This window comes from Paraburkholderia phytofirmans OLGA172 (assembly GCF_001634365.1).
Lineage (GTDB): Bacteria > Pseudomonadota > Gammaproteobacteria > Burkholderiales > Burkholderiaceae > Paraburkholderia.
This window is the reverse complement of the sequence record NZ_CP014578.1, coordinates 2,356,494-2,369,694: the sequence shown is the minus strand read 5'-3', so window position 1 is coordinate 2,369,694 and position 13,201 is coordinate 2,356,494. Positions and strand designations below refer to the sequence as shown.

Here is a 13,201-nt window from a genome sequence, read left to right as displayed (position 1 = left end):
ATGAACGCGTGATGTGAGTCTAGGAGCCGGGTAGTCGCCGTCGTTGATTCAGATCAACGGCGCAGTAGCGCGCAACACTTCATCCGGGTGCGCCGACGGCGATCCGGCGCTGATGAGCAGACGTTCGGCCTGCGCCTCTGGAATGGGCGTGCTGATTCGTCGGGGCTTCGTGACGATGGGTGGGGCGTAGTCAGCCTCCCGATCAGGAATCGCGAGGCGTCATTTCTCATACGGTTGATGGAAGTCATTTTATCGGTCGATTGCGGCGGTATCGTGGGACTATCTCAAAAGCGGCCGCAAGGAATCCTCGATATGCCGACTCATTCAACAGCACCGTCGCCAGCGAGACAGCCCGCCGTAAGCGACGGCTGCGTTGTCGCTGTGCGGGGTGCTGTCGTCGACGTCAGGTTTGCGGCTGATCAGCTTCCGGCCATCGACGACGCGCTCCTCATCCTGCCGGACGATCTCGCGCCGGTTCTCGCCGAAGTTCAAGCCCATCTGAGCGAAACAACGGTGCGGGCGCTGGCGCTGCAATCGACGGCGGGATTGCGGCGCGGCGCTCGCGTGCAAGCCTGTGGCGGTTCCATCGAGGCGCCGGTCGGCGAGGCGGTGCTCGGCAGGCTGCTCGACGTCACGGGCGCGACCCGTGACGACGGCGCGGCGCTCCCCGCGCAGATCGAGCACCGTCCGATTCATCGTGCAGCGCCGCCGCTCGCCGCGCAGACCGGCGCCACTACGCTGTTTTCGACGGGCATCAAGGTGATTGACCTGCTTGCGCCGCTCGCCCAGGGTGGCAAGGCGGCGATGTTCGGTGGTGCGGGCGTCGGCAAGACCGTCCTGGTCATGGAATTGATCCATGCGATGGTCGAGCGCTACCAGGGGATTTCGGTGTTCGCAGGCGTTGGCGAACGCTCGCGCGAAGGGCATGAGATGCTGCTCGACATGCGCACGTCGGGCGTGCTGGCGCGCACGGTGCTGGTGTACGGCCAGATGAACGAACCGCCTGGCGCACGCTGGCGCGTGCCGTTTACGGCATTGACGATCGCCGAGTATTTCCGCGACGAACGCCGGCAAAACGTACTGCTGCTGATGGATAACGTGTTTCGCTTCGTGCAGGCGGGCGCCGAGGTGTCGGGCCTGCTGGGGCGCATGCCTTCGCGAGTCGGCTACCAGCCGACACTGGCGAGCGAAGTCGCGAGTCTGCAGGAGCGCATCGTGTCGGTCGGCGACGTATCGGTCACGGCAATCGAGGCGGTGTACGTGCCCGCCGACGATTTCACCGACCCCGCCGTGACCGCGATTGCCGCGCATATCGACAGCATGGTCGTGTTGTCCCGTTCGATGGCCGCCGAAGGCATGTATCCCGCCATCGATCCGATCGCGTCGTCGTCGATCCTGCTCGATCCGCTCGTGGTCGGCGAGGAACATGCGGCGGTTGCGACCGAGGTGCGCCGGATCATCGAGCACTACCGCGAGCTGCAGGACGTGATCTCTTTGCTCGGTATCGAGGAACTGGGCGCCGAAGACCGCGCCCTCGTAGGGCGTGCGCGGCGCCTGCAGCGCTTCCTGACCCAGCCGTTTGCCGTGACCGAAGCCTTCACGGGCGAAGCAGGCCGCTCCGTGGCAGTCGCCGACACGATCGCCGGCTGCAAGGCGATTCTCGCCGGCGAGTGTGATACATGGCAGGAAAGCTCGCTCTACATGATCGGCACACTCGACGAAGGCCGTCGCAAGGAAGGGGCTGCCGCCTCGCAGGACGTGGCGGCGCACGGCGTGGAGCCAGTGCAATGAGCGCCGCGCCGCTGACCCTGACTGTGGCGACGCCGCTGCGGGTATGGTTCGATGCTGTCGAGATCGTGTCTCTGCGCGCCGAAGACGCAAGCGGCTCGTTCGGCATCCGCGCCGGACATGCCGATTTCGTGACGCTGCTGACGCCGTCGGTGGTCCGCTGGACCTGCCCGGACGGTACCACGCGCTATTGCGCGGTCGATGGCGGCGTATTGTTGGTATCGCGTGGCGTTCAGATATCGATCGCATGCCGCGAAGCAATCTCCGGCGATTCGCTGGAAAATCTGGAAGCGGGGGTCCGCAGCCGCCATGCCGAGGAGGACGATGCGGCGCGGCGTGCCCGTGTCGAGCAATTGCAACTGCATGCTCGCGCCGTGCGTCAGATGTTGCGCTATCTACGGCCGCGCCCGGGCGCCGACGGTGCCGACGGACCCGGTATGGGAGCCAACTCACGATGAATCCACACCAGATCGACGAGCGCAAACCGCCTGACGACAGGATGGCCGGCGCGGCCCGCCAGGCCGCCGAACTCGATTCGCGCGGACGCGCTGAACCGGAGCCGTCGCTGGGTAGCAGGCTCGGCCAGATTGGCATTCTCGGCTGGGCCATTGTCCTGCCGACGCTGATGGGACTCGCGATCGGACACTGGCTGGACCGGACCTTCGGCACGCGCGTGTTCTTCTCGGCACCGCTGCTGATGATCGGCGCCGCGATCGGTTTCTGGTCGGCATGGAAATGGATGCATCGTCAGCAACGGGGGCGCGATGACTAGTCCGCTGCCCTTGATCGCGCAGTTGGCCATGGGACTCGCGCTCGGCACGTTGGCCGGCGCGTGGCACTTCATGTCGCTGCGCTGGAACTGGCCGCTCTTCGCCGAGGGCCGCGCGGCCGCGGCGCTGGCGTTACAGCTAGCCCGCTTCGCGCTCACCGGCGCGCTGCTGTTCCTGCTCGCGCACGTCGGCGCATTGGCGCTGCTTGCCGGCATGGCCGGCTTTCTGCTCGCACGCGCCATCGTAATGCGGCGCCATGGAGGCCAGCCATGACCGCTTCGCCGCTGGCCACCGCGCCGCTCCTGCATCTCGGTCCGCTCTCGATCACTGAGCCCGTGATCGCGACCTGGGCAATCATCATCCTGATGACCGCGGTGTCCGCCTGGCTGATCCGCAACCTGTCGCTCACGCCGGGCAAGGTGCAAACCGTGCTGGAGCTGCTGGTCGAGACGATCGATCAGCAGATCCGCGACACCATGCAAACCGGTCCCGCCACCTATCGCGCTTTGATCGGCACACTGTTTCTCTTTGTGCTGATCGCCAACTGGTCCGCACTGGTGCCGGGTGTGACACCGCCGACCGCGGATCTCGAGACGGATGCCGCGCTCGCCCTGATCGTGCTAGGTGCGACGATTTTCTACGGCATTCGCACGCGCGGCACGGCGGGCTACCTCGCTGCTTTTGCCGAACCGAGCTGGGTCATGATTCCGCTCAACGTCGTCGAACAGATCACGCGGACGTTTTCTCTCGTGGTGCGCCTGTTCGGCAACGTGATGAGCGGTGTGTTCGTGATCGGCATCATTCTTTCGCTCGCCGGCCTGCTCGTTCCCATTCCGCTGATGGCATTGGACCTGCTGACGGGCGCCGTGCAAGCCTATATTTTTGCCGTTCTGTCGATGGTGTTCATCGGTGCTGCGATCAGCGATACCCATCATCCCGTTAGTGTGAAAAAGGGCGAAGCCTCATGAATAACCTCATTGAAATCGTCAGCATCGCCGCCGCGGCGCTCGCTGTATCGTTCGGCGCGATCGGCCCGGCGCTTGCCGAAGGCCGCGCCGTCGCAGCCGCGATGGATGCCATCGCGCGGCAGCCCGACTCGGCCGGCACCGTGTCTCGCACGCTATTCGTCGGGCTTGCCATGATCGAGACAATGGCGATCTATTGCCTCGTGATCGCATTGCTCCTGCTGTTTGCCAACCCGTTCGTGAAATAGGCGGCGGTCATGCGAATCGACTGGTCGACGCTCGCGCTGCAGACGATCAATGCCCTGGTCCTGATCTGGCTACTGGCGCGGTTCCTGTTCCGCCCGGTCGCGGGGATCATCGCCGAGCGCCAGAAGGCGGCGCAGACGCTGATCGCGGACGCCGAAGCGGCGAAGCGCGCGGCGGTTCTGGAGCGCGATACAGCGGTTCGCGAGACGCAGCAGCTTGTCGCCGCGCGTGGCGACGCCATGAAAGCGGTGGCCGCGGACGCGGCGGCGGAAAAGGCCGCCTTACTGGCTGTCGCGCAAGCCGATGCGGACAGGCTGCGCGCGGCCGCCGACGCCGAAGCTGAGGCCGCGCGCGTCGAACAGGACAAACTTGTCGCGGTTCGGGCCACCCAGCTCGCCGTCGATATCGCGGCAAAGCTGCTCGCGAAGTTGCCGGAGAACGTGCGTGTGAGCGGCTTCATCGACGGTCTCGCCGACGCCATTGCACAACTCCCCGAGCCGGTTCGCGCGCAGCTCGGCGCAAACGGCGTGGCGCTCACGCTAGCCGCGCCGCATGCGCTGAGTCCGCAGGAGTTGGAACATTGCCGCACTGTGCTCGCAGCGTGCCTGAACCGGGCGGTGTCTCTTGAGGTCGAGGTCGATCCGCAACTGATTGCCGGGCTGGAACTGCGGGCCGCCCACGCCGTGGTGCGCAATAACTTCGGGGCCGATCTCGCGCAGATCAGGGCGGCGCTGCTGGGTAGCGAGCATGTGCCCAGCTGACATGGTCGACGATCCGTGGCTCGCGGCGCAGCGCAACACGCTGGCCCGCACCGCTGTGACCCCATACGCCGAAACGCTCGGACGGGTCGAGCGGTGCGGCGACGGCATCGCGTTTGTCTCGGGCCTGCCGGACGCGGCCCTCAATGAACTGCTCCATTTCGACAGTGGCGCGACGGGCTTTGCCCACACGCTTGACGCTGACCTGATCAGCGTCGTGCTGCTGGACGACGGGACCGCGGTCGAGGCGGGCGCGCGCGTGACACGCACCGGCACCGTGCTGGAGGTGCCGGTCGGAGAAGGGCTGCTCGGGCGCGTGATCGACCCGCTCGGGCGGCCGCTCGACCGTGACGAGCCAATCGTGGCGGCGACGCGCATGGCAGTCGAACGACCGGCGCCGGCGATCATCGAGCGTGACCTGGTCAGCGAGCCGGTCGAAACCGGTGTGCTCCTCGTCGACGCGCTTTTCGCGATCGGCCGCGGGCAGCGGGAACTGATCATCGGTGATCGCGCCACCGGCAAAACCGCCCTGGCCATCGATGCCATCGTCAATCAGAAACAGTCGGACATGATCTGCGTGTATGTCGCGATCGGCCAGCGCACGACCGCCGTGCAGCGGGTGATCGAATCCGTCCGTCAGTACGGCGCCCCCGAGCGCTGCATCTTTGTCGTCGCCGCCGCTTCGTCCGCGCCCGGGCTGCAATGGATCGCACCGTTCGCAGGCTTCACCATTGCCGAGTACTTTCGCGATCGCGGACAGCACGCGCTAATCGTCATCGACGATCTCACCAAACATGCTGCGACGCATCGTGAACTGGCGCTCCTGACGCGCGAACCGCCGGGACGCGAGGCCTATCCCGGCGACATCTTCTATGTTCATGCCCGCCTGCTCGAGCGTGCGGCGAAGCTGTCAGCAAAACTGGGGGGCGGTTCGCTGACTGTGCTGCCGATTGCGGAAACCGACATGGGCAACCTGTCCGCGTATATCCCGACCAACCTCATTTCGATCACGGACGGCCAGATTGTGCTGGATGCCGGACTGTTCGCCGCGAACCAGCGGCCGGCCGTCGATGTGGGCTTGAGCGTGAGCCGTGTCGGTGGAAAGGCGCAGAATCCGGCGTTACGCGAGGTGTCGGGCCGCCTGCGCCTCGATTACGCGCAGTTCCTCGAGCTGGAAATGTTCAGCCGCTTCGGCGGTCTGACGGACGCGCGTGTCGCCGGCAAGATCGCTCGCGGGGAACGTATCCGCGCGCTGATTGCACAACCGCGCTTCAGCGCTCTGCGTACCGTCGACGAGATCGCGCTGCTCACCGCACTGTCGGCGGGCGTATTCGATGCGGCGCCGGCCGGGATCCTTGCCCAGGTGCGAACGCAATTGGCCGCACGACTGCAGAGCCAGCGCGTGCAATCCGAACTGGCGAAAGCGCACGCGGGCTCGCCATCCGCCCCGTTTAACGCCGATGTACAGCGCGCGCTGGTCGCCACGGTTCGTGAACTTGTTCAGCAGTTGACGCCCTCAGCCACTAGCGGCACGTCGGGCACCGGGAGTGCGCGATGAGCGGCAAACTCAGCGAAATCGAATCGCGCAGCGCCACTGCCCGGCAACTCGACGCCGTGATTGGGGCAATGCGCGGTATCGCGGCAGCCCGCTCGCGCGAGGCGCAACGGCGGTTGCCGGGCATCCGTTCTTCGGCTTCGACAGTCGGTGCCGCAATCGGCGCCGTACTCGCGCACGGTGCCGGGGCGCCAATGCGTGTGCCGGAGCGCGGCACGCAGATCGTCATCGCACTGTGCGCGGAGCAGGGTTTTGTCGGCTCGTTCAATGACCAGATCCTCGACCGCGTACAGTCCCGACTCGCGTCGGCGCCATGCGAGTGTCTGCTCGTGGGCACACGCGGCGAGATCGCGGCAAACGAACGTCGCCTCGCATTTGCCTGGCGTTCACCGGCCGCCTCACATGCCGACGATGTACCCGCACTCGCCAGCCGTATAACCGACGCACTTTATCTACGTCTCGACCAACGGGTGGTCACCGAAGTCTCGGTCATCCACGCGGTGCCAGGCATCGCGGCCCACAGCGAGATCGTCGAGCATCGTCTGATTCCGTTTGATTTTTCCCGTTTTCAGGTAGTGCGGCGCAGTCAGCCGCCGTTGCTCACCTTGCCTTCCGAGCACCTGCTTGCCGGACTGGTCGAAGCGTATGTCTATGTCGAGTTGTGCGAGGCGTTGATGCTCTCATTCGCCGCGGAAAACGAAGCACGCGTGCGTGCCATGCTAGCCGCACGCGCCAACGTGAAGGAGACACTCCAGGTGCTGACCCAAAGCTACCGCCAGGTCCGTCAGGATGAAATCACGGCGGATATTGTGGAACTGGCGGCGAGTGCAGGCACCGCCGTCTGAGCAGCGATGTCTCCTGCGGCGCCGTGCGAGTCGTCAGCCGCGCGCTGCACGGCACTGACTAACGGTCCCGTAGCGTCGAAAACGCCTTGTAGACAATCCGGGGGGCGTGCTGCCCCTTGTAGACCTCGGGCGCCGCGAGATCGAGTCCGAGCAGCGCATACACCGCATTCTGCGCCGAGCGCACCGAGTATTCGACGGTGAACACGACGTTGTTGGGCAGTTCGCAGAACTGCCCGGTGAAGGCGAGGTTCTGCCAGCCTTCGGGCACCACAGCAGGCCGATCGCCACGGCTGCGCGGCAGGAACTGGCTCGTGATGAATGGCATCAGGCAGGGGATGCAGTTGGCGTGTTCGAGAATGCGGGCAGACTCCGCCTCCACCCGCAAATGGCCAAGCATCTCCGTCAGGATTTCCCGACCGGTGCAGGCCTGCATGGGTTTGCCGACGAAATCGCCGGGCTCGTCGACCCGCAAGCCGTAGCCCCACAACACCTGCACGTCCGCGGGTTGATCGATGAAATGCGGGTGATGCGGCAGCACGATCGACGCCAGCCAGCTCGACTCCGGAAAGGTAATCAGGCCGCCTTCACCCGGCACATTGCCGGTCAGGTCGCGGATCAGCCGGAACAGCGTCGGGTCTCGCAAGGTCACGGTGAACGACAGCCACTTCGAGGCGTCGACGTGATCCGCGAAGACGGACGGGTGGCCGAACTCCGGGCGGCCCGCGGCGATGGTTTTCCAGAGGTGCCAGGCGCCGGTGTCGTCGGTGCTGTTCAAAGCCGCGAGGCGGTCCATGGCGCCCAGGCTGGAAGCGGCTGTCATGGAGCCGAGCGTGACGATGACCTTGTCTGCCGGCCCTACCGGCAGTTCAATACGCTGATGCGCGGTTTCGCAGACAATGCCGCGCACGCGCTTTTCCACACCGGTTTCGTCGAACAACAGATTCGTGACCCGGGTGTCCGGCCGGAACGCAACGCCGTGGTCGTCCAGCCAGCGGCGCAGTGGGCGGACCATCGAATCGTACTGGTTGTAGACCGTACGCATGATGCCGTGCAACTGGTTGAACCCGGCCGACATATGCGCGAAGCGCAGCAGATAGCGCCGGAGTTCGACCGCGCTATGCCACGGCTGAAAAGCGAAGGTCGTGCACCACATCAACCAGAAATTGGTTTCGAAGAAGGACGAATCGAAGTGGTCCGAAATCCGGCTATTGCCGAGCATCACTTCGGGTTCGATCGACAGGCGGCCTAGCGCCAGCAGATGTTTTTCGTCGAGCCCATAGGCGGGCGTGTCTTCGCGTTTGCCGTTCCTGACGAGCCGCGACTTCGATGAGGTTCTGATCGTCTCGTTCCAGTCGAAGATCTCCTGCGCCACGCTCTTGCTGTCATCCAGCGTAGGGATCGACGAGAACAGGTCATAGGTACACAGATACTTGCTTTCGAGCATGCGCCCGCCGCGTACGACGTAGCCGCCTTCCGCGGTGCCGGCGCCGTCCAGGCTGCCGCCGGGCTTGTCGAGCGCTTCCAGAATGGTGATGTCGCAACCGCGTACGTGCCCGTCTCGGATCAGGAACGCCGCTGCCGCTAACGAAGCGATGCCACCGCCGATGAGGTAGAACTTGCCACTTGCAGGGTCGCGGACGTCGAGGTCGGTGTCTGCGCGCAGTGCTGCTGCGTGGATCGGGTCAGAGTTTTGCACGTCGATTTCCTTTTCATGTTCGCCACTATCCGAATGCAGTCGGACCGCTCCGAGGCGTATTGCGGACGTTGCTCCAACATACCCGCTGTGTCGGCGTTCCGATTGAGTTGGATCAAGCCGCGATCGCGGCAAGACTTTTGATCGGGGCGGACACGGGGCGATTTGCTTCATTCGCTGCGGCTGCTCATGCGGCGAAAATCCGGCGAATTTCGCTGTTTTGTGATCCTTATCAAGAACACCTGAAAGCAAGTTCATACGATGTCCACCACAGGGCGTCGTCCGCGTGGCCAATCAGCGTCCTAACCTCGAATTCGGTGGCGAAATGAACGAGCGTTTTCGCATTGCGGGCCTCGGCGCTGTCGATCCCCATGACAACGCGCGGGCGGTGCGTGCATGGCGCTGGCTACAGTGGGTGCTGTTGGGATTCAGCCTGCTCGCCATTCCCGCTTTCTACTTCAAACTGGCCGTCGATTTGCCGCTGCGTGACCGTCGATACGTATCGCTTGATTCATATCAATCGGCGCGGCGTGAGCCAGCCTAAAGTCGATCGTACAGCAGGCTCGTTTCGATCAACGGAGGTAACCCCCTATGAAAGCGCTCGTGTATCACGGTCCGGGCAAAAAATCGCTCGACGATCGGCCCATTCCCAAGCTCGCCGCACCTGGCGACGCGATCGTCAAGATGACACGTACCACGATTTGCGGCACTGATCTGCATATTCTGAAGGGCGATGTGCCGACTTGTGAGCCGGGACGCATTCTCGGCCACGAGGGGGTAGGCATCGTGCAGGAGGTCGGCGCGGCGGTGTCGGCGTTCAAACCAGGCGACAGGGTGCTGATTTCATGCATCTCGTCGTGCGGCAAATGCGACTACTGCCGGCGTGGCATGTATTCGCATTGCACCACCGGCGGCTGGATTCTCGGCAACAAGATCGACGGCACCCAGGCTGAATTCGTGCGCATTCCTCACGCCGAGACGAGTCTGTATCCGATTCCGGCCGACGCCGATGAAGAAGCGCTCGTGATGCTTTCGGACATCCTGCCGACCGGCTTCGAATGCGGCGTGCTAAACGGCAAGGTGCAACCCGGCAGCACGGTGGCGATTGTCGGGGCGGGCCCGATCGGTCTCGCTGCACTGCTAACCGCACAGCTCTATTCACCGGCGCAGATCGTGATGATCGACCACGATGCGAACCGTCTTGAAGTTGCGAAGCGCTTCGGTGCCTCCGCGTGCATCGATAACGGGCACGCCGATCCGGTCGCCGCTGTAATGAAGCTGACGGAGCAGACGGGCGTTGACTGCGCGATCGAGGCGGTCGGCATACCGGCTACGTTCGAGTTGTGCGAGGCGCTTATTGCGCCCGGCGGCGTGATTGCGAATGTGGGCGTGCACGGCGTGAAAGCTGATCTGCACCTTGAAAAACTATGGGATCGCAACATCGCGATTACGACTCGCCTCGTCGATACCGTGAGCACGCCGATGCTGCTCAAAACCGTTCGTTCGGGCCGCATCGACCCCACGCGGCTGATCACGCACCGCTTCCAACTTGAAGATGTCGCAGGTGCTTACGACACCTTCGGCCGCGCGGCCGAGACGCATGCACTGAAAGTCATCATCGAGGTGTCCTAGCCGTTGAGAAGACTTGGCCCATGATCCTTCAAGAAAACCGGCCGGCGATCCGCGCGGCCGCGGCATTCAACCCATCCTGTATTCACGATGTCCATGGATGATCTGTGGAGTGACTCATGACAATCTCGGATAACGTGGGCGACGGTGACTGGTCGGTCGCCGCAACCACACATCGCACAGCAGGCGGCTTCAATTGCTCGATCCAGTTCAGCCATCACACGCCAGAGGGAATCTTCAAACATGAGTTCATGCACAGCAATGAATTTCCCACGGAGCGCGAGGCCGTGCTTGCCGGTTTGCGCGAAGGCATGGACTGGGTGGAACTCAAAATGTCGAACACGTTTTCGATTCAGCCTCGCGAATCTTCTGTTGAGCCTGAGTGATGTCTGTCACACCCGCCTTATCTATCGCTTCGCAGGGAGCTGTCACAGCGGACGGATCGACAGGTGCACGCAACGGCCTTCGAGATGATCCATGTCAAACGACAGGACGCCGTGCCGGCCTAATCTCAAACCACACCAGGGCTTGCCGGCGGGTTTTGTCGCGATAAGGAAGAGAGAGCGAACGGGATCGGCATGATGAGGAATGCTTACATCGCCAACAAATAAAACTGCTCGGCTGGAGTTTGGCCGCCACCACCGTCTTTCATCTGCCCCTTCGCAATCATGTGCATGAGCTCGATACCGCCCAGCAAAATGCGGGCGCAACGAAAGGTCTTGAACCCGAGCATCGGCCGGGTACGGCGCTTGATAGCCCGGTGGTCCTGTTCGATGATGTTGTTCAGATACTTGTTCTGGCGGATCTTGATCGGCGTGTCGCGCTCCGCGTTGAGGGCCTCGAGCGCTGCCAGATTCGCACCACTTTTATCGATCGTGACCGTCTCGGGCTCGCCGTTCTGATCGATCGACTTCTCGAAGTAGCGCTGGGCTGCAGCCTTGTCACGGTGGGCACGCAGCAGGAAATCGACCGTCTGGCCGGCCTTGTCAACGGCGCGATATAAATACTTCCAGTGACCCTTGACCTTGATGTAGGTCTCATCAACGCGCCAGCTCCTGCCAACAGGGCGCTTGTGACGCCGAAACGCCTTCTCCAGCACCGGAAGCAGTTTGATGGCCCAACGATGCACGGTCGAATGATCGACCTGGATGCCGCGCTCAGCCATCATCTCTTCCAGATTTCGCACACTCAGCCCATAGGCCACGTACCACCGCACGCACATCAGCATTACATCAAACGGGTAGTGCAGGCGTTTAAATATGCGGGCCAAGGCCGGAGTCAAGGTCGGCTTCATCAGTTACGTCATTCATCTCGTTCGCTCGAATCATACCGCACCGTCTTATTGCGACAGAACCCCACCGGGCTATCAAGCGCCGTACCCGGCCGATGCTCGGGTTCAAGACCTTTCGTTGCGCCCGCATTTTGCTGGGCGGTATCGAGCTCATGCACATGATTGCGAAGGGGCAGATGAAAGACGGTGGTGGCGGCCAAACTCCAGCCGAGCAGTTTTATTTGTTGGCGATGTAAGCATTCCTCATCATGCCGATCCCGTTCGCTCTCTCTTCCTTATCGCGACAAAACCTTAAAGATTACCACTATCACATCTACACCCTATCATCTACCATTGAATTGGTTGGGGAGCTTGCGACACTCGCGAAGAATTCCAGAAAATTCTGAAAGGAAATGCCTCGATAGGCATTAGCAGATGCCACTATAAGTCTCTCGGCCAGTATAAATGCGTCTGTCAATATAAATATCCGGACCGGCAATTTCGCCGTGAAAGGTAAAGCAGCATGCCGAAAATGTATCTAACAACGTCTGCAGAAGCGTTTATGACGTACCGGAAAGCTATATCACACTGGCTTCTCAATCAGAATATTCCGGTCGAGATACATCTTTGGTCCCAATCACAGAAAGCCAGATTGCTGTTCGAGAACACGAACGACGCCTGGTCATTTCAGGAAGAATTCGAGGGAATATGAGGCCAAAACCAAAAGCGATTCATGAGCAACACAACAAGAAGACGCATAGAACCAAACAGATCGTGGAAGCAGGAGGAATCTACGCTGTCTTCTATATTTGACGCAAGCTCGTGCTATGGATACCTATCGAGGTTGATCAGAAGCTCGAAAGATTCGAAGCAGCATTGAGGCAGATAGGGGCAAGCGCCAATTACGTTGATGTTACAACGGCCGTTCCGTCCGCGCCATTACGCAAGGAACATGCTGCGCAGATGTTTATGATCCTCGCAAAGCTTTCCGGCTTCCGCGAATGGGAGACGCAAAAAAATTCACGGATGAGTTGGTCGTATCCTCGCAGATACGGTTGCTTCGGGTCATCCTGGGCACTGAAGAACTTGCCGAGATGCGCCCTCCGAGATGCCAGCTTCAACCGACGCCTCAACGTGGCCCATCGCACGCACGGCACCGGGAATGTCTAGCAAAGCTCGGCGGTGGCCACCCACGTCATCTTCTCGAACTGCCTGAGAACTGTGCTCAGCGACCCGGAGAACGTTTCGGCAAACGATATCGTCATGTCCTCGAAACCACGTTCGCAGCTAGTCGCAATCCGGACGCGCTCGACGTCACAGGCAATCGGCATCAGCACCTGCCAGACAGCGGCGATCCGCATGCCGCCGCTTCTCGTGCGAACTGTGATCTGATGGCTTGTGGCCATCAATGGCCCAGCGATTTCGGGTGTCATTCTCTAGCCCTCTCTCCGATGTGTTTGTCTTGTTATCCGCGCGGGCGGCGTGATCACATTCGCCTGCGCGTTTGATGCCACCGCTCATGATGATTCAGATTTTGTAGCATTCTTGCCCGTGTCCGCTCACGGCGATAGTGACCAATCACCATGAGCATCGCGATACTGAGGGCCGAGCCCCCAATGATCAGGCCCATCCAGGTTTCACTCATGACACATTCCTCTCATGGAAGCACAGGGGCGTTGCGT

The 13,201-nt window shown here is 62.1% G+C and carries 16 protein-coding genes and 1 pseudogene; 13 read left to right on the top strand and 4 right to left on the bottom strand.

Annotated elements, in window-relative coordinates; translation table 11 throughout:
• Positions 1-312 precede the first annotated feature (312 nt).
• Genes atpD through AYM40_RS10235 form a run of 9 tightly spaced genes read left to right on the top strand, consistent with a single transcriptional unit; the run spans position 313 to position 6,927 of the window.
• Positions 313-1,791: a F0F1 ATP synthase subunit beta gene (gene atpD / locus AYM40_RS10275; RefSeq protein ID WP_063496133.1), complete on the top strand. Its 1,479-nt coding sequence runs from the start codon at positions 313-315 to the stop codon at positions 1,789-1,791.
• On the top strand, positions 1,788-2,246 hold the full coding sequence (locus tag AYM40_RS10270; protein WP_063496132.1) for a F0F1 ATP synthase subunit epsilon: 459 nt from the start codon (positions 1,788-1,790) through the stop codon (positions 2,244-2,246). The genes atpD and AYM40_RS10270 overlap by 4 nt, the downstream gene beginning before the upstream one ends.
• Positions 2,243-2,560 (top strand): AtpZ/AtpI family protein, encoded by a 318-nt coding sequence (locus AYM40_RS10265; RefSeq protein WP_063496131.1) that lies wholly within the window; start codon positions 2,243-2,245, stop codon positions 2,558-2,560. The genes AYM40_RS10270 and AYM40_RS10265 overlap by 4 nt, the downstream gene beginning before the upstream one ends.
• Positions 2,553-2,831, top strand: a complete 279-nt coding sequence (locus AYM40_RS10260; protein ID WP_063496130.1) for an ATP synthase subunit I — start codon at positions 2,553-2,555, stop codon at positions 2,829-2,831. The genes AYM40_RS10265 and AYM40_RS10260 overlap by 8 nt, the downstream gene beginning before the upstream one ends.
• Positions 2,828-3,526: a F0F1 ATP synthase subunit A gene (locus AYM40_RS10255; protein WP_063496129.1), complete on the top strand. Its 699-nt coding sequence runs from the start codon at positions 2,828-2,830 to the stop codon at positions 3,524-3,526. Before AYM40_RS10260 ends, AYM40_RS10255 begins: the two co-directional genes overlap by 4 nt.
• Positions 3,523-3,771, top strand: a complete 249-nt coding sequence (locus tag AYM40_RS10250) for a F0F1 ATP synthase subunit C (protein WP_012427417.1) — start codon at positions 3,523-3,525, stop codon at positions 3,769-3,771. The genes AYM40_RS10255 and AYM40_RS10250 overlap by 4 nt, the downstream gene beginning before the upstream one ends.
• 9 nt (positions 3,772-3,780) lie before the next feature.
• Positions 3,781-4,530 carry a F0F1 ATP synthase subunit delta gene (locus tag AYM40_RS10245; RefSeq protein WP_063496128.1) on the top strand — a complete coding sequence of 250 codons (750 nt, stop codon included), beginning with the start codon at positions 3,781-3,783 and terminating at the stop codon, positions 4,528-4,530.
• Positions 4,517-6,085: a F0F1 ATP synthase subunit alpha gene (locus AYM40_RS10240; protein WP_420488445.1), complete on the top strand. Its 1,569-nt coding sequence runs from the start codon at positions 4,517-4,519 to the stop codon at positions 6,083-6,085. The genes AYM40_RS10245 and AYM40_RS10240 overlap by 14 nt, the downstream gene beginning before the upstream one ends.
• Positions 6,082-6,927, top strand: coding sequence for a F0F1 ATP synthase subunit gamma (locus AYM40_RS10235; protein ID WP_063496126.1), 846 nt, complete (start codon positions 6,082-6,084; stop codon positions 6,925-6,927). The genes AYM40_RS10240 and AYM40_RS10235 overlap by 4 nt, the downstream gene beginning before the upstream one ends.
• Positions 6,928-6,985: 58 nt before the next feature.
• Here AYM40_RS10235 and AYM40_RS10230 read toward each other — a convergent pair whose 3' ends face one another.
• Complete coding sequence (locus AYM40_RS10230) at positions 6,986-8,605, bottom strand: oleate hydratase (protein ID WP_063497947.1); 1,620 nt, start codon at positions 8,603-8,605, stop codon at positions 6,986-6,988.
• Positions 8,606-8,945: 340 nt separating this feature from the next.
• On the opposite strand from AYM40_RS10230, the gene AYM40_RS40170 reads away from it, so the two are divergent.
• The 3 genes from AYM40_RS40170 (at position 8,946) to AYM40_RS10215 (ending at position 10,635) form a co-directional block, all read left to right on the top strand.
• The gene (locus AYM40_RS40170; RefSeq protein WP_236720810.1) at positions 8,946-9,164 is read left to right on the top strand and encodes a hypothetical protein; all 219 of its coding nucleotides are present in this window, start codon (positions 8,946-8,948) and stop codon (positions 9,162-9,164) included.
• A gap of 47 nt (positions 9,165-9,211) precedes the next feature.
• Entirely contained in the window at positions 9,212-10,252 is a 1,041-nt protein-coding gene (locus tag AYM40_RS10220; protein ID WP_063496124.1) for a zinc-dependent alcohol dehydrogenase family protein, read from the top strand.
• A 116-nt stretch (positions 10,253-10,368) separates the two neighbouring features.
• Positions 10,369-10,635, top strand: a complete 267-nt coding sequence (locus AYM40_RS10215) for a hypothetical protein (RefSeq protein WP_063496123.1) — start codon at positions 10,369-10,371, stop codon at positions 10,633-10,635.
• 206 nt (positions 10,636-10,841) lie between these two features.
• Here AYM40_RS10215 and AYM40_RS10210 read toward each other — a convergent pair whose 3' ends face one another.
• Positions 10,842-11,543 carry an IS6 family transposase gene (locus AYM40_RS10210; protein ID WP_063496122.1) on the bottom strand — a complete coding sequence of 234 codons (702 nt, stop codon included), beginning with the start codon at positions 11,541-11,543 and terminating at the stop codon, positions 10,842-10,844.
• Positions 11,544-11,590: 47 nt separating this feature from the next.
• Here AYM40_RS10210 and AYM40_RS41890 point away from each other — a divergent pair.
• Positions 11,591-11,776 (top strand): annotated as a pseudogene (locus tag AYM40_RS41890) (IS6 family transposase); the annotation flags it as partial.
• 909 nt (positions 11,777-12,685) lie between these two features.
• Here AYM40_RS41890 and AYM40_RS10200 read toward each other — a convergent pair.
• The gene (locus tag AYM40_RS10200; protein ID WP_236720809.1) at positions 12,686-12,880 is read right to left on the bottom strand and encodes a hypothetical protein; all 195 of its coding nucleotides are present in this window, start codon (positions 12,878-12,880) and stop codon (positions 12,686-12,688) included.
• Positions 12,881-13,005: 125 nt separating this feature from the next.
• Positions 13,006-13,164: a hypothetical protein gene (locus AYM40_RS41885; RefSeq protein WP_181448364.1), complete on the bottom strand. Its 159-nt coding sequence runs from the start codon at positions 13,162-13,164 to the stop codon at positions 13,006-13,008.
• Positions 13,165-13,201: the final 37 nt, after the last annotated feature.